This window comes from Coriobacteriaceae bacterium, assembly GCA_025993015.1.
Taxonomy (GTDB): domain Bacteria; phylum Actinomycetota; class Coriobacteriia; order Coriobacteriales; family Coriobacteriaceae; genus Collinsella.
Genome location: DAJPFV010000001.1, coordinates 663,223 through 679,517, shown reverse-complemented (window position 1 = coordinate 679,517; position 16,295 = coordinate 663,223). Strand labels below are relative to the sequence as shown.

Genomic DNA, 16,295 nt, shown 5'->3' with positions numbered 1-16,295 from the left:
ACCTGTAGGGTTAGGACCATTTGTAATGAACACTATCCAGATCAATCCGGCCGACAACGTGATCGTCGCGCTGTTGCCGCTTGCCAAGGGCACCGCCGTCGCGGTTCCCGGGGTGGGCGAGGTCGTGGCCGCGGAGGATATTCCGCAGGGTCATAAGATGGCCGTGCGCTCGATTGCCGCGGGGGAGGACGTCATCAAGTACGGCCTTCCTATCGGCCATGTGACGGGCGATGTCCAGCCCGGTCAGTGGCTTCATACACATAATGTCAAGACCAACCTTTCGGGCGAGGTCGAGTACACCTACAACCCCACACATCCGGTCGTGGATCCCGTTGAGCCCGAGACCTTTATGGGGTTCCGCCGCGCCGACGGTCGTGCCGCGACGCGTAATGAGCTGTGGATCATCCCCACGGTCGGCTGTGTCAACGAAGTCGCCCGTGCCATGTGTGAGCAGGCCCAGGATCTGGTCGATGGCTCGCTGGAGGGCGCCTACTACTTCCCGCATCCCTTTGGCTGCTCGCAGACCGGCGCCGACCATGCCCAGACGCGTCGTCTGCTGGTGGCGCTCTCGCGTCATCCTAATGCGGCCGGCGTGTTGTTCCTGTCGCTCGGTTGCGAGAACTGTACGCACCAGCAGGTACTCGATGAGCTCGGTGACTTCGACCACGAGCGCGTCCGCTTCCTCACCTGCCAGGATGTATCCGACGAGCAGATCGAGGGCCACAAGATTCTGGCCGAGCTGGCAGACCTCGCCAAGCAGGCCAAGCGCGAGCCCATTCCGGCCTCCGAGCTGGTTATTGGACTTAAGTGCGGCGGCTCTGACGGTCTTTCGGGTATTACCGCCAACCCCACGATCGGTCGCGTGAGCGATATGGTTGTCGCCCGCGGCGGCACGTCGGTGCTTACCGAGGTGCCCGAGATGTTTGGCGCCGAGAGTATCCTGCTCGATCGCTGTGAGAACGAGCAGGTCTTTAACGCCGCTTCCGACATGCTCAATGGCTTTAAGGACTACTTTATCAGCCACGGCGAGGTCGTCTACGAAAACCCGAGTCCCGGCAACAAGGACGGTGGCATTACCACGCTCGAGGACAAGAGCTGCGGCTGTGTGCAAAAGGGCGGCTCCGCGCCCATCGTCGACGTGCTGCCGTACGCCGGCCAGGTCACCAAGCATGGCCTGAACATGCTCTGCGGCCCCGGCAACGACATGGTGTCAACCACGGCACTCACTGCTGCCGGTTGCCATGTGATCCTGTTCTCCACCGGTCGCGGTACGCCGTTTGGCGCACCGGCGCCCACCCTCAAGGTATTCACCAACCAGCGCCTGTGTGACCACAAAGCCAACTGGATGGACTTTAACGCCGGCGTGGTCGCCACCGGCGAGCGTACGCTCGATGAGGCTGCCGGCGATCTGTATCAGCTGGTGCTGGACACGGCGAGCGGCAAGCTTACCAGCGCCGAGCGTCGCGGCTGTCACGAGATCAGTATCTGGAAGGACGGCGTCTGCTTGTAGCGGCAAGTGCGCCCAAGCATAGCGCGATGTCATCGGCCCCGTCGGGAGTGTTCCCGGCGGGGCTTTTTCGTTTCGTGGTTAAGTGAATATGTTGGAAAATCTGATAAACGTTCACCTATCTTATGGCTGTCCAGCATGGCACCCTTACCAGCAGAAAATAGGTGTGAGGATCTCAATTGTGTCCGTTCGGCGGTAAAAATCGACCGTTCGGGGATAATATGCAAGTGAACGTTCACCTCTCGTAAGGAATCGCGCATAATCTAGCTAAACGTTCACCCTGAACGCTGGGCAGACAGATGTCAGTGTGGACTCAAATGTCTTGTTACAAGACAATCGAGAAAAGAGAGGGAGCTCGATGACTAATAAGATCGGAAAAAAGCGTAAGATCACATTCTGGACGCGCTTGGGCTTTGGTATGGGCGGTATGCTCAATTCCGGTGCCCTGACCTTTACGCACAGCTACATGGTGCTGTTCCTGTCCACGGAGTGCGGCCTGTCTGCAGGTGAGGCTGCGCTGATTAGCTCGTTTGCCATCTATGTCAACGCCATTCTTTGCCCGCTGATGGGCTTTGTGGCCGATAACTTCTATGCCACCAAGATCGGCCGCATCTTTGGTCGTCGTCGTTTCTGGATCTTGCTGGCCATCCCGATGATGATCGCCGAGCCGCTCATCTTCGTGGCTACGCCGTTTGGCTTCCCGTACTACTTTGTGCTGTACCTGATCTACAACGTCGCGTACACGTTCTGCACCGCCAACCTGTCGCCGCTTACCATCGAGATGACCGACGACTTTAAGGAGCGTACGTACCTCACCGGCTACAAGCATCTCTTTGGTAACGCCGCCGGCTTCCTGATGGCTGCACTTGTGGGCTTCGGCTTTGGCACCTTCGGCGAGACCAACCCGTTCAGCTACTTCATCATCGCTACGGTCAACGCTTCGGTCATGGCAATCTCGCTGCTCTGCGTGTACCTGTCCACGTGGGAGCACACCCCCGAGGAGGTCGCTCAGGAGAAGATCGAGAGCGTCGGCGAGGGTATCAAGAAGTTCTTCATCGACGTTATCTCCACCTTCCGCAACAAGTCCTTCCGCAAGGTCCTGTACGCACAGGTCTCCACGAAGCTCGCTGCTGCCTGCTGGTCTGCCTGCCTGTCCTTCTTCATCGTTTACTGCCTGCAGATTCCTAAGTCCTACGAGTCCGTGATGGAGATGCCTGGCAAGGTCGTCGCTATCGTCTGCACCGCCATCTGGGTCGCCCTCATGGCCAAGAAGGGCTTCCACAAGTCTTGGTACCTCGCAAATGTCGGTTGCGCTGCGTGCATCATCGCCTACAACTACTTCGCCTTTGGTCAGATCAACGGCACCTCCACGGTCGCCATCGCCATGATCGCCTACCCCATCATCTTCGCCATCTGGAAGTTCTTCTACGTCGGCTTCCAGTACCTGCCCGATGTTCTGCTCAACTACATCCCCGATGTCGATGAGCTCATCACCCTGCGTCGTCGCGAGGGCATCTACAGCTCCGCTCAGCAGCTCTGTCAGCAGATCGCCCAGGCTATCGCCGTTAACGCATGGGCCATCGTCCTTGCTGCCTCCGGCTTCATTCAGACCGCCGGCAACAGCGACGCCGTGACCCAGCCCGCCACCGTGCCTCTGTACATCTGCGGCTACATGCTCATCGGCTGCGCCGGCTTCTTCCTGCTCGCGGCTGTCCTTGCCCGCGGCATCAAGATCGACAAGGAGCAGTGCGACGTCCTTTGCGACGAGATCCGCCGCATCAAGGAGGGCGGCAAGATGGCCGACGTCAAGCCCGAGGTCAAGGCGCTTTGCGAGGAGCTCTCCGGCTTTAAGTACGAGGACTGCTTTGCCCACAACAACGTTGGCTTCCAGGACGGTAGCGTAACCCCCGCCGAGTAAGGCAAGCGCATCGTCCACATCACAGGGCCGTGCCACCGGATATCCGCCGGCAGGTACGGCCCTTTTTTACAACAGCGTACAATTAACTTTTAGAGCATCTTTTTGAGGGAGAAATCCATGGAGACGAACGTAATCTGGCGCAACGCCCGCGCGGCCGTGATTGAGCTTGACGACGGCGGCTACTTTACCTGTGCCGATACGTGGGAGATCTTTGTCAACGACGAGCCCGCCGGTACCACGAATACGGTCGAGACCTATGTCGACGGCCTGACCCCCGGCAAGCGCAACCTGGTTCGTTTTGTTTGTGGCGAGCGTGAGCTGAGCGTAGGTGTCACCACGCCGGCTGATCCCTTTACCATCAACGTTCGCGACTGTGGCGCCAAGGGCGATGCCGAGCACGACGACACCACCAATATCCAAGCTGCCATCATGGCCTGCCCCAAGGGCGGGCGCGTGCTGATTCCCGCCGGCAACTACCGCATCAAGTCCCTCTTCCTTAAGAGCAATATCAACATCGAGCTCGCCGAGGGCGCGGTGCTGCTGGCCCGTCACGACCGCGCGGCGCTTGCCTACATTCCGGGCACGGTCACGGGCGACGAGGGCGCCGGGTATGCCGGCACCGACATGCTGCCCCTGGGCCGCTGGGAAGGCGAGAGCTTCTCGACCTACTGTTCGACCTTTACGGGCCTGAGCGTGCACGACGTGTGCATCTATGGCCGTGGCGCCATCGACGGCCAGACCGATTTTGCCGAGGACAACTGGTGGAACAAGGACTTTAAGAACATCTTCCGTCCCGAGGAGGGCCGCGAGATCGCCCGCCCGCGCATGATTTTCCTGTCCGAGTGTGAAAACGTGAGCCTTGTCGGCTTTACCGTGCGCAACAGCCCGGCGTGGAATATCCATCCCATTCTGTGTGAGCACGTCGATGCCCTGTGCCTGTCCATCGAGGGTCCCAAGAACTCCCACAACACCGACGGTTTCGATCCCGAGAGCTGCGGTTTTGTCCGCATCCTTGGCTGTCAGTTTTCGGTGGGCGACGACTGTATCGCCATCAAGAGCGGCAAACTGGGCATTGAGCCCGAGCTCCGTCCCGCCACGCACGACGTGCTGATCTCACACTGCTACATGCACGACGGCCACGGCGCCGTGGTGCTGGGATCCGAGGCCGCCGGCGGCATCAAGGACCTCACCGTGAGCAAGTGCCTCTTTGAGCGCACCGACCGCGGCCTGCGCGTCAAGACCCGCCGTGGGCGCGGCAAGGACGCAGCCAACGAGGGCATCACCTTCGAGCACATTCGCATGGATAAGGTGCTCACGCCCTTCGTGGTCAACTCGTTCTACTTCTGCGACAAGGACGGCAAGACCGACTACGTGCAGTCTCGCGAGGCGCTGCCCGTCGACGACCGTACGCCCGGCTTTGGCGCCACGACGTTTTGCGATATCGAGGCCACCAACTGCCATGCGGCCGCAGCCTATATCACGGGCCTTCCCGAGAGCAAGGTGACGCGCCTGACGTTCCAGGATGTCCATGTGACCTTCGCGGAGGATGCCGAGCCCTTTGTGCCGGCCATGGCCTGCGGCGTGGAGCCCATGGTGCGCCAGGGCATCATCGCTCAAAACGTCAAGGTACTCGACCTGCAAAACGTGGTTGTGGAGGGCCAGGACGGCGAGGAGCTGCAACTCCAAAACGTTGACAAGATCGTCCGTTCCTAACCCGGATTGATGACCAGGGCTGCATTGTCGGATAGACCGGCAATGCAGCCCTTATGCGATACAGCCGTGTGCGCTGCGCTACGCATCATGGCGAAAGGGAATACATGCTCAATAAAACGATTCCTGTCGGGGTCGATGGCTCGTCTGCCACGATTACGTCTTATGTTTTTGTCCCGACCGAAGATGCTTATGCTTTAAAACCGCTGCCTGCAGTTGTGATCGTGCCAGGAGGCGGCTACGATCACGTTTCGCCTCGCGAGGGCGAGCCGGTGGCGCTCCGTTTGTTGGCGATGGGCTACCAGGCGTTTGTGCTGAACTACTCGGTTGCTCCGGCTGTCTATCCGCTGGCATTGCAAGAACTTGCGCGGGCGGTCGATACCGTCCGAAGCCATGCGGCGGAGTTCTGTGTTGATCCCGACCGGATTACGGTCATGGGTTTTTCGGCCGGCGGGCACCTGGTTGGCTTGCTTGGGGCGCTTTGGAACCAGCCTTGGCTTGCGGAGTCGATCGCGGCATCGCCTGAGTCGATTCGACCCGATGCACTTTGCCTGGGTTATCCGGTCGTGAGTTCGGGGTCCTATGCCCATCGTGGTTCGTTTGAACACCTAACGGGTGCCGACGACGCTTTGGCTCAAAAGTTGTCGGTCGAGAACATGGTGGGCGAGGGCTTTCCCCGTACGTTCTTGTGGCATACCGCCGAGGACAAATCGGTGCCGGTCCAAAACAGTCTTTTGCTTGCGCAGGCGCTTGCCGACCACGGGATTGGCTTTAGCCTGCATGTCTTTCCGCACGGAAAACACGGGGCGTCGCTCGCCACGGTCCAAACGGCTTTTAAGGGCTGCGCCGAGCATATTCAGCCGCAGGCTCAGGGCTGGCCTGAGCAGTTCGCCGCTTGGGAGCGTGATGGACGATGAACGAAAGTATCAATGAGCTGCGTGTTTCGAGGGCTGCGTCAGGAGCGTATCCAACGATTTCTGATGCCTTGGCGGCAACCGATCAACTCTATCCGGACGCCGAGCAGGCGGTGACGATCCATATTGATCCAGGTGAGTACCGCGAGCGGGTCGAGATCCATCGGCCGCATGTGACATTGGCGGGCGAGACGGCTGACAGCGTGCGCATCGTGGGCAGCCTGGGTGCCAAGATGCCCTCGGAGGACGGCTCGGGTGTCGACGGTACGCTCGGCACGTTTAGGACCTATACCGTTTTAGTCGATGCCGACGACGTGCGGCTCGAGAACCTCACGATTGTCAACGACGCCGGGGATGGTCGCGAGGTGGGACAGGCGATTGCCCTGTACGCCGACGGCGACCGTTTGGTGGTCGACGCCTGTTGTATTACGGGGCGCCAGGACACGCTGTTTTTGGGCCCGTTGCCCCCGCGCGAAGTTAAACCGGGCGGGTTTATGGGGCCCAAGCAGTTTGCGCCGCGCCGGGTGGGCCGTCAGTATTTCCGACGCTGTCGGATTGAGGGCGATGTCGACTTTATCTTTGGCGGCGCGCGTACCTATTTTGAGGGGTGCGAGATTCGCTCACTCAACCGCGATATGGACGTGAACGGTTACGTGACGGCGGCATCGACGCCCGAGGGAGAGCCGTACGGCTTCGTGTTCCACGGCTGTTCGTTTACAGCTCCGGATGACGTGGCACCGGATTCGGTCTACCTGGGCCGTCCTTGGCGCGAATGGGCGCAAACCGTGCTGATCGATTGCTGGCTGGGGCAACACATCAAGCGCGAAGGTTGGTGGGACTGGAATAAGCCGGCGGCGCACGAGAGGGCGCGCTACGTTGGCGCAAGTCTACATGGCCCGGCGGGTGATGCTGCCGGCTGGGCGCCGTGGGCGCGCGAGCTCGATGCGACGGCCGCTGCCCGGTACGCTCGCGAGCAGGTGCTTGCCGGTGCGGACGGCTGGGACCCCGAGGGCGGCGATGGTGATGCGGTGGAGACCGCCAGTCTTTCCGATAGCGGCCGCACAGTGCATATCGACATCTATTACGAAGACGAACCGGCGCTTCGCGACCGCCTGAAGCGTGAGGGCCGCTCTGCCGCATTTAAGGGCACGACGCCTGGTGACTTTGAGGCATGGCAGATTGCGACGAGGGCTCGGCTGTTTGACCTGATGGGCTTAACGCTTATGGATCGCATGCCGATTGAGGTACGCGAGCTCGATCGGGCACAGATTGCCGGCGGTATCGTGCGTACCCATGCGATGCTGCAGGTGGAGCACAACGTTTGGATGCCGTTCTATTTGCTCGAGCCGCAGACCCCTAAGCTCGATGCGCACGGCTGCAAGCGCTGCTATATCTGCCCGCATGGCCACCAAGGTGCCGGCGCCGCAAGTGTTGCGGGCGTGACGGGCGTGCCGGCGGTCGACGATGCCGTTCGTAAGTTCAACTACGACTACGGTCTGCGCCTGGCACGCATGGGCTATGTGACCGTCTGCCCCGACGCACGCGGCTGGGGATACCGTCGCGACTGGAAGGGCCAGGGCGATGACGAGAGCAGCTTCCTGCGCGGCACGTGCCTGAACCAGGCACGCATGGCCGAGCCGCTGGGCCTTACCGTTGCGGGCCTCAACGCCTGGGACAACATGCGTCTGATCGATTACCTGGAGTCACGCGGCGACATTGCCATGGACGACCTGGGCTGCTTTGGCTTTTCGGGCGGCGGATACATGACGCTGTATCTGGCGGCGCTCGACCCGCGCGTGCGCAAGGCGTTTGTCTCGGGCTATCTGTACGGTGTCGACGATTCGCTGCTGCACCTCAACGGCAACTGCAGCTGCAACTATGTGCCAGGGCTGTGGCGCCTGCTCGATATGGGTGACATCGCCTCGCTTATCGCTCCGCGCCCGCTGTTGGTGCAGAGCTGCGAGGGCGATCATCTTAACGGCGCCCGTGGGCTTGCGAACGTGGACGAGCAACTCGATATCGTCCGCGATGCCTATGAGCTCGTGGGGCATGCCGACGGCCTGTCGCACGAGGTTTGCCCGGGTGAACACCATCTGGGCGTGGCACATCTTGCCGAGGATATCGAATGGCTCGATTCGCACGTTGCGGAATGCGCCCGTGCATAGCCCCTCGGCATGCTGCGAAGAAACGGTACGTTCCTGTATGACCGCCGATGGGCGGATGAGGAGAAGATTATGGAAACGAAGAGTTTGAGTGAATCGACCATTTGCTGCTTTGGCGACTCAACGACCTGGGGCGACAACGGCTGCGGTGGGGGAGGCAACGACATCTCGTGGACCTCGCATCTGGGCACGCTGCTGGGAGGCGCGGTCGTCGAGAACTTTGGCATCAAGGGTTCGCGTATCGCCATCAAGGCCGACCGTACCGATTCGTTTGTCGAGCGCCTGGACGGTATCGACGATGCGGCCGATATCTACATTGTCTTTGGCGGCGTCAACGACTTTAGCCGCAACGTGCCGCTTGGCGAGTTGGGCAGTACCGATGTGCATGAGTTCTACGGTGCGCTCGATTACCTGATCCGAACCATCACGGCACGCTCGCCTCGGGCAAAGCTCGTGTTTATGACGCCGTGCAAGACGAGCGGTAAGCACGAGAAGGATATCCCGGCAAGCGATGAGGCGAACCATTTGGGCCTGACGCAGGTCGTCTACGTGCGAGCGATGCTCGAGGTCTGTGACCGCTACTCCGTTCCGGTGATTGACCTGTATGCGCAAAGCGGTATCAGCCCGTTTTTGCCGGAGCACCGCGAGCTCTATATGCCGGACGGTCTGCACTACAGCCCGGCTGGCTATGAGCGCCTGGCGCATCGCATCGCCGCGGGTCTCACCGCCGTTTGCCGCTAAAAGTCTGCCGTTTGCGGGGAATATAGGGTTAACGTTCACCCTATATTCCCCGTTCGCGTTACACTAGGGGTAACGTTCACCTATCGTTTATGTCAGAGGGGACAGCAATGGGTTGCAATCAAATCCTGGACCGTTATATCGAGCAGTTGATCGAAACCTCTACGCCGCAGGCGCCGGCTTGGAACATCGAAAAGATTCGCGCCGGCAAGGAGAACACCTGGAACTATATCGACGGCTGCATGATCAAGGCGCTCATCGAGCTGTACGAGATCACGGGTGAGCAGCGCTACTTGACGTTCGCCGATGACTACATCGATTTCTTTGTCCAGGACGACGGTACCATCAAGCATTACAACCCGCAGGAGTACAACCTCGATAACGTCAATGCGGGCAAGACCCTCTACAAGCTGTATGACCTGGTGGGCAAGCCCAAATACCGCGCCGCCATGGACACCATTTACCGCCAGCTCGAGACCCAGCCGCGCACCAAAGAGGGCGTGTTTTGGCACAAGGCAGTCTATCCCAACCAGATCTGGCTCGACGGCATGTATATGGCGCAGCCGTTCTACATGCAGTACGAGCTGAGCTTCCACAACCGTCGTGCCTGCTCGGACAGCTTCCATATGTTCCAGGTCGTGCATGACCTGATGCGCAACCCCCTCAACGGTCTGTACTATCACGCTTACGACGCGAGCCGCAAACAGTTCTGGTGCGACCCGGTCACCGGTCTTTCGGCTAACTTCTGGCTGCGCGCCGAGGGCTGGTTTGCCATGGCGCTCATCGACACCTGGGAGCTTATGCCGCCTTCGATGTCAGCCGAGAAGGACGAGATCCGCAAGATGTTCCACGATTTGATCGACGCCATGCTGCCGTATCAGGACGAGAAGACCGGCATGTGGCACCAGGTCATCAACCTGCCCAATATCGCCCCCAACTACCTGGAGGAGTCGGGTAGCGCCATCTTTGCCAATGCCATCATGAAGGGTGTGCGTCTGGGCGTGCTGGGCGAGCGTTACTACCAGTACGGCCGTCGCGCCTTCGACGGCATCTGCGAGACCTGCCTGTCCGAGTATGACGGGCAGCTGGCGCTCGACAACATCTGCCTGGTTGCGGGCCTGGGCAACACCGCGCACCGCGAGGGCACGTTTGATTACTACATGAGCGAGCCCGTGGTCAAAAATGATGCAAAGGGTGTGGCGCCGCTGGTGCTTGCCTATATCGAGACCATGCATCACGACAAGCTGGCCGGTAAGCGCGATCCGCTCGCCCCCTCGGGCGTGTGCTCCATCGAGGACCCGTTTGGCGGATACACCCCGGGCATCAACGCTCATAAGGGATGTGAATAACGTGGGGGCTATTACTCCGGGCGTACGTTTGCACGACCTTCCGCAGGGGACCGTCGAGGAACGCATTCGCATGGCGGGAGAGCTGGGCTTTTCGTGCATTCAGCTGCCGAGCAAGGTGCTCTACGCATCGATGGGGATCGATCGAGGCGGCCTGACCCGCGAGCTTGCCGACCATTTGCGTGCCGTGCTCGATGAGTCGGGCGTTTCGGTCGCCGTGCTCGGCTGCTATAAGAATTTGGCGACGCCCGATCGCCAACAGCTCATGGATAACTTTGCCGAGTACGAGGCATGCCTGAACTTTGCCCAGATGCTCGGCGGCTGCCCGGTGGGTACCGAGACCGGTCGCCCCAATGCGCAGAACCGCGTTGCTGACGACCGCACGACTGATGAGGCGCTCGAGGCTTTTATGGACGGACTCGCACACGTCTGCGATCGGGCCGAGGCCGTGGGTGGGCAAATACTGATCGAGCCCGGTTGGAACGAGACGGTCAACACGCCAGATCGCTGCCGTGAGGTGCTGGAGCGCGTCTCGAGCCCGTCGCTCGGCGTGATCTATGACCCAGTGTCGCTGCTGCACCCCAGCGTCGTTGACGAAGCGCAGGAAATCACCGCGCGCATGCTCTATTTATGCGGCAGCAAGATCCGCGTGCTGCACGCCAAGGATTTTGAGGTCGTTGATAACGAGGACGAAGCCGGTTGGTGCGACGGTACGGGTTCACGTCTGGTGTGTCATGGCGTGGGCGAGACGGGCCTCTATGACTTTGAGCCCGTAGTGGCCTGGGCGGCTGCCGCCTGCCCTGGGATTCCCTGCGTGGTCGAGAACAGTGTGCCGGCGACGGCGGCTGACTGCCTGGTGACACTCGAGCACATGTCCGCTCGCTGCGGGGCTTCGCATCGCGAGTTATAGCATTGGCTTTTGCTGTGTCGGCAGATTGAGATTACCTGTATGGGGGCGGCGGTGAAGGGTCTTTATCGTCGCCCCCATTGGATTGCATTAAAAAGGGGAGTTGCGTGGCTATCCACATTGTCGAAGAGGCGAATCGTTGCCTAGGTTGTAAAAGGGCGTTCTGTCAGATTAAGGGCTGCCCGGTTCAGACGCCTATTCCGCAGGTCATCGACCTGTTCAAACAGCGTCGTCTAGAAGAGGCGGGCGAGCTGCTGTTCCAGAACAATCCCATGAGCGCGGTCTGCTCCGTGGTGTGCAATCATTCGGGCCAGTGCGAGGGCGCTTGCATCCAGGGCCGCAAGGGCGCGCCGGTGCATTTCTCGAGCATCGAGAACTATATCTCCACGGCATATTTGGATCGTAAGGAGTGGAAGCCCGCACCGTCGTGCGGTAAACAGATTGCTGTGGTCGGTTCCGGTCCCGCTGGTATTACCGTGGCCATTAAGATGGCCCAGCTGGGCTGTGCCGTCACGGTATTTGAGCAGCGCCCCGAGATCGGCGGTGTGCTGGAGTACGGTATCCCCGAGTTCCGCCTGCCCCGTGCGCTCGTGCAAAAGTATCGCCACGTGATGTGCTCGCTCGGCGTGCGCGTGCGCCCCTCGACCACCATCGGTGGCGCGCTGCATATCGACGACCTGCTGCGCGACGGCTACGATGCGGTTTTTGTTGGCACCGGTACCTGGCGAGCTCGCAAACTGGGTATTCCCGGCGAGTCGCGCGGCAACGTGCTGTTTGGTATCGATTACCTGGTCGATCCTTCGAGCGTGGCGATCGGACAGAATGTGGCGGTCATCGGTGCCGGTAACGTGGCCATGGATGTGGCCCGCACGGCGCTGCGCTCGGGTGCTCGTAAGGTCACCGTGTATGCTCGATCGCGCCATATCTCGGCCATCGATGACGAGGTGGAGCTGACCGAGCTTGACGGTGCCGAGATTGTGTGCGGCAAGGCGATCTGTGCCATCGACGATAGCGGTCCGGTGTTCGAGACGGCTATCTTTGACGAGGACAACAATGTGGTGGGCTACGAGGAAGAGCTCGACCATGCGTCTGCCGACACAGTTGTGATTGCGGCTTCGCAGGTGCCCAAGGACAAGCTTGTGCTTACGACGGGCGGTCTGGAGACCGACCATCGCGGCCTTCTTTCGGTCGATGAATGCGGTATGACCACCGTGCCTGGCGTCTTTGCCGCCGGCGACGTGGTTAACGGCCCGCTCACCGTGGTTCATGCCGTGGCAGGCGCCAAGCTCGCCGTCGAAGGCATGACATCCTACCTGGGCCTCTAATCCATCCCACCCTTATCAGTTGCGGTGAAATACGGACTGTTTTGGCTGTCAAAGGCCTTATCTAATCCGTATTCCACCGCAACTTTTTGTGGGGTGGGCTAGAGACGCTGCATGCGGTACCCGACACCCATGTGCGTCTGAATCATCTTGGGATGAGAGGGGTCTGCCTCGATCTTCTTGCGCAGGGTGCGCATGAACACGCGCAGGCTCGCCAGATCGCTGTCCCAGCTCGTGCCCCATATCTCGCGGGTGATGAAGGTGTGGGTGAGCACCTTGTCGACGTTTTTCGCCAGAAGGACGAGCAATTTGTACTCGGTTGGGGTGAGCGAGAGCTCGCGTCCGTCTTTCGTCGCGTATCCCGCGGCGTAGTCGATATGCAGCGGACCGTTGTCGAACGTGCTCGCTTCTGTCGACTCGCTCGACGCCATCGAGGAGCGCCTCAAATTCGCGCGGACGCGCGCAAGCAACTCATCCACAGAAAAGGGCTTGGTGAGGTAGTCGTCTGCCCCTGCGTCAAGTGCTGCAATCTTGTCGGAATCTTCGGTGCGCGCCGAAATGACGATAATGGGGACTGCCGACCAGCTTCGGATCTTCGTGATGACCTCGATACCGTCAATGTCGGGAAGGCCGAGGTCGAGCATGATGAGGCTGGGGCCGTGCGACACCGCATCCATGATGGCGGCCTGGCCGTTGCAAACCTTGCTCACGACATAGCCGTGGAGGTCAAGCGCGGTCGAAACGAGGCTTTGAACGGTCAGGTCATCTTCGACCAGGAGGATGCGTGGCTTAGCGGCATTATTCATGAATCTCGATCTCCTCAGCGGGCAGGGTAAAACGGAAGACGGCCCCATGGGGGTGGTTGTTGCGAACTTCGATGACGCCGCCATGCGCCTCCACGATGGAGCGGCAGAGCGACAGCCCAAGGCCGATGCTTCGACGCGAATCCACGGGCCGCGTATTGCCTGAGGTAAAGAAGCGCTCAAAGATATGAGACTTGTCGCAGTCTGCCACACCCGGCCCATCGTCTGCGACGTCCACCACGACGAACGCACCCTCGCGACGCGCGCTGATGGTGACAGTCGAGTCCTCGGGCGTGTACTTGAAGGCGTTCATGATGAGATTCGTAAGCACCTGCATGATGAGATGGACGTCGATGCGTACCAGCAGGATGTCGTCAGTGTGCTCGATGGTGACGGCACGTCCATGCGATGCTTGGGCGACATGGCTGAGGGCGGCCTCGATGACTTCGTCGATGAGCTCGGATGTTAAGTTGAGGCGAATGGTGCCGTCCTCGACGCGTGTGATGGCGAGGAGGTTCTCCACGGTATCGATAAGCCAGAGGGAGTCGTCGTAGATGGCATCGGCAAGATCGCAGCGTTGTTCGAGGCTGAGCTTCTCGTCGCTCTTCCGAAGGATTGCCGCAGATCCGGATATAGCCGTGAGGGGTGTCCTCAAATCGTGGCCGATGGAGCGCAAAAGGTTGGCGCGCAGCTGCTCGTTTTTCGCCAAGACCGCAGCCTCTTCGCGCTCTTGCGCCGCCCGGTCGCTTTCGAGCGCCAAGGCGCATTCACCTACGATAGATAGGACGATCGAATGCTCGAAGGCTTCGATTTCGCGCCCCTCCAGGTCGATGCCGATGACACCGAATACCTTGTCGCCGGTACGAACCGCGAGGTAGAGACAGCGCGCCTCAGGCAGGGTCCGCGTGCTTGCGCCCGCGCGCTTGTTGTTGGTGTAGGTCCAGGTTGCAACGGCGCGCTCGTAGTCGGTGAACAGCGACGCGGATCGGTTTTCGGTGCCAGCGGACTCATAGAGGGTCTTGCCGAGCGTGCCGTGCTCGGCGGTGTAGAAGACCACGTCGAGTTTTAGCAGTTTGACGAGTTGGTTCATGGCGACGCGGGCACACTCCTTCGCGCTATGGGCTTGCTGCAAGAGCTGGTTCGTTTCGAGGAGTACGCGCGTTTTGAATGCGTTCTCGGCGGAGGTACGGGCGTTGTCGGCGATGCGCGCAGTTAACTCGCCGGCGACCATAGCGGTAGCGAACATGATGCCGAACGTGACCAGATAGCTTCGGTCGTAGCTGGCGAGCGAAAACAGAGGCGTGACGAAGCAGAAGTTGTAAAGCACTACAGAGAGCACGCTCGATACGATCGTGCAGATACGCCCCGTCGTGGTGACGGCGGTCAGCAGGGCCGTGAGGATATAGAGGGATATGATGCTGGAATCGGCAAATCCCAGATGGCGGAAAGCCGTGCCGATCGCCGTGGCGACAAGAGAGAGGGCCAGCGTGCGAAGCACGTTTCGGCTGTTGGGCGGCTGCAGGGCGACCGCGCGGCGGCGTCCTTTGGGCCGGGAGGGCGGAGTCGACTGGTCTGGAATGATGTAAATGTCGAGGTTCGGGGCGAATGTTATGAGCTGTTCTACGAGAGATTTGCGGCCGAAGAGGGCCTGACGGACGCTGCTGCGCTCGCCCGTGCGCCCCATGACGATCTTCGAAATACCCGACAGGCGCGCGAACTCGGAGATCTGAAACGCGATGTCGTCGCCATAGACGGTTTCCATATGTGCTCCGAGCTGCTCGGCTAGGGCGATATTGGCTGCAAGCTTGGCGCGCTCATCATCGCTCATGGCTTGCGTGCGCGGGCTCTCTACGAACAGGGCGACGAGCTCGCTGCGAAACGCTTTCGCCATGCGCGCGGCGGCACGGACGATGCGGGGATTGGTCGGCGCCGGGGAGACACAGACTAAGATACGCTCCCTGGTGTAGTAGTCACGGTTTCCCAGCACGCGTGCGGCGTCTGTGAGGTGGCCGGTGCGATCGGCGCAGCGGCGCAGCGCGATTTCTCGGAGTGCGGTGAGGTTCTCGACGGTAAAAAAATGCTGTTGCGCTCGGTCGGCTTGTGCGGGACGGTAGACGAGGCCGGCGCGAAGGCGCTCAAGTAGGTCTTCGGGCTCTATGTCGACGAGCTCGACCTGGTCGGCATCATCGAAGATACGGTCGGGGATTCGTTCGCTCACGACAACGCCGGTGATGGATGCAACCATGTCGTTTAGGCTCTCGATGTGCTGAACGTTCACGGTCGTATAGACGTCGATTCCCGCATGTAGAAGTTCCTCGACGTCTTGATAGCGTTTGTCGTGGCGAGACCCCGGCGCATTCGTATGGGCAAGCTCGTCGACAAGGATGAGCTGAGGGGCGCGTTCGATAGCCGTATCTAGATCGAACTCGCTGAGCGCAATGCCGTTGTGCTCGATGAGTTTACAGGGCACGTTCTCAAGCCCTTGTGCAAGATGGGCAGTTGCCGGACGTTCGTGCGGCTCGATGTATCCCGCGACGACGTCGACACCTCGCCGCTTGGCGGCGTGGGCGGCTTGAAGCATCGCATAGGTTTTGCCTGCGCCAGCAGCGTAGCCAAAGAAAATCTTGAGGTGTCCCCGGCTGGTTCGAGCGTCATCGGCGGCCTCGTCTTTCTCAATTGCCTTGAGGATGAGGTCTGGGTTGACGCGAGTGTCCGATGCGTCGCGCTGCATAGCGTAGCCTTTCTGAAACGTTGTCCATGCGTGCATACGCGGTGAGGACGCCACTGTATGCTCGCGAGGTCGAGTATAGGCGCACTGCAGCCGCAATAGTGCTTTCTACCTGCATCTTTACGGCATCTTAAGGACGTGAGCCCCGGCCCTCACGCCTCTTTAATCCCTAGAAGCGTTTACTGTCCCCAGACGCTTGCGAGAGCAGGCGTCCGAGACATCGGACCGCGCGTGAAAGGG

General features: G+C 60.3%; 11 protein-coding genes. 9 read left to right on the top strand and 2 right to left on the bottom strand.

Features of this window, described 5'->3' with window-relative positions:
- The first annotated feature begins 25 nt into the window (after positions 1-25).
- From OIL77_02945 to OIL77_02905, 9 genes are all read left to right on the top strand, one after another.
- The gene (locus OIL77_02945; GenBank protein ID HJI44380.1) at positions 26-1,510 is read left to right on the top strand and encodes an altronate dehydratase family protein; all 1,485 of its coding nucleotides are present in this window, start codon (positions 26-28) and stop codon (positions 1,508-1,510) included.
- Between the two features lie 355 nt (positions 1,511-1,865).
- Entirely contained in the window at positions 1,866-3,425 is a 1,560-nt protein-coding gene (locus OIL77_02940; GenBank protein ID HJI44379.1) for an MFS transporter, read from the top strand.
- A gap of 117 nt (positions 3,426-3,542) precedes the next feature.
- Complete coding sequence (locus OIL77_02935) at positions 3,543-5,138, top strand: glycoside hydrolase family 28 protein (GenBank protein HJI44378.1); 1,596 nt, start codon at positions 3,543-3,545, stop codon at positions 5,136-5,138.
- A 53-nt stretch (positions 5,139-5,191) separates the two neighbouring features.
- Positions 5,192-6,052 carry an alpha/beta hydrolase gene (locus OIL77_02930; GenBank protein HJI44377.1) on the top strand — a complete coding sequence of 287 codons (861 nt, stop codon included), beginning with the start codon at positions 5,192-5,194 and terminating at the stop codon, positions 6,050-6,052.
- Positions 6,049-8,214 (top strand): pectinesterase family protein, encoded by a 2,166-nt coding sequence (locus OIL77_02925; GenBank protein ID HJI44376.1) that lies wholly within the window; start codon positions 6,049-6,051, stop codon positions 8,212-8,214. The genes OIL77_02930 and OIL77_02925 overlap by 4 nt, the downstream gene beginning before the upstream one ends.
- Positions 8,215-8,283: 69 nt before the next feature.
- Entirely contained in the window at positions 8,284-8,952 is a 669-nt protein-coding gene (locus OIL77_02920) for an SGNH/GDSL hydrolase family protein (GenBank protein HJI44375.1), read from the top strand.
- A gap of 107 nt (positions 8,953-9,059) precedes the next feature.
- Positions 9,060-10,298 carry a glycoside hydrolase family 88 protein gene (locus OIL77_02915; GenBank protein HJI44374.1) on the top strand — a complete coding sequence of 413 codons (1,239 nt, stop codon included), beginning with the start codon at positions 9,060-9,062 and terminating at the stop codon, positions 10,296-10,298.
- A gap of 1 nt (position 10,299) precedes the next feature.
- A complete protein-coding gene (locus OIL77_02910) occupies positions 10,300-11,205 on the top strand; it encodes a sugar phosphate isomerase/epimerase (protein HJI44373.1) in 906 nt (301 codons plus the stop codon).
- Between the two features lie 104 nt (positions 11,206-11,309).
- Positions 11,310-12,527, top strand: coding sequence for an FAD-dependent oxidoreductase (locus OIL77_02905; protein ID HJI44372.1), 1,218 nt, complete (start codon positions 11,310-11,312; stop codon positions 12,525-12,527).
- A 98-nt stretch (positions 12,528-12,625) separates the two neighbouring features.
- On the opposite strand, the gene OIL77_02900 is transcribed toward OIL77_02905, so the two are convergent.
- Both OIL77_02900 and OIL77_02895 read right to left on the bottom strand, forming a co-directional pair.
- The gene (locus OIL77_02900; protein ID HJI44371.1) at positions 12,626-13,330 is read right to left on the bottom strand and encodes a response regulator transcription factor; all 705 of its coding nucleotides are present in this window, start codon (positions 13,328-13,330) and stop codon (positions 12,626-12,628) included.
- Positions 13,323-16,058, bottom strand: coding sequence for a sensor histidine kinase KdpD (locus OIL77_02895; GenBank protein ID HJI44370.1), 2,736 nt, complete (start codon positions 16,056-16,058; stop codon positions 13,323-13,325). Before OIL77_02895 ends, OIL77_02900 begins: the two co-directional genes overlap by 8 nt.
- Between the last annotated feature and the right edge of the window lie 237 nt (positions 16,059-16,295).

What these genes read in the sequence shown, in the direction of transcription:
- OIL77_02945 (HJI44380.1), top strand. Translation starts at nt 26, where the DNA reads ATGAACACTATCCAGATCAATCCGGCCGACAACGTGATCGTCGCGCTG.
- OIL77_02940 (HJI44379.1), top strand. Translation starts at nt 1,866, where the DNA reads ATGACTAATAAGATCGGAAAAAAGCGTAAGATCACATTCTGGACGCGC.
- OIL77_02935 (HJI44378.1), top strand. Translation starts at nt 3,543, where the DNA reads ATGGAGACGAACGTAATCTGGCGCAACGCCCGCGCGGCCGTGATTGAG.
- OIL77_02930 (HJI44377.1), top strand. Translation starts at nt 5,192, where the DNA reads ATGCGATACAGCCGTGTGCGCTGCGCTACGCATCATGGCGAAAGGGAA.
- OIL77_02925 (HJI44376.1), top strand. Translation starts at nt 6,049, where the DNA reads ATGAACGAAAGTATCAATGAGCTGCGTGTTTCGAGGGCTGCGTCAGGA.
- OIL77_02920 (HJI44375.1), top strand. Translation starts at nt 8,284, where the DNA reads ATGGAAACGAAGAGTTTGAGTGAATCGACCATTTGCTGCTTTGGCGAC.
- OIL77_02915 (HJI44374.1), top strand. Translation starts at nt 9,060, where the DNA reads ATGGGTTGCAATCAAATCCTGGACCGTTATATCGAGCAGTTGATCGAA.
- OIL77_02900 (HJI44371.1), bottom strand. Translation starts at nt 13,330, where the DNA reads ATGAATAATGCCGCTAAGCCACGCATCCTCCTGGTCGAAGATGACCTG.
- OIL77_02895 (HJI44370.1), bottom strand. Translation starts at nt 16,058, where the DNA reads ATGCAGCGCGACGCATCGGACACTCGCGTCAACCCAGACCTCATCCTC.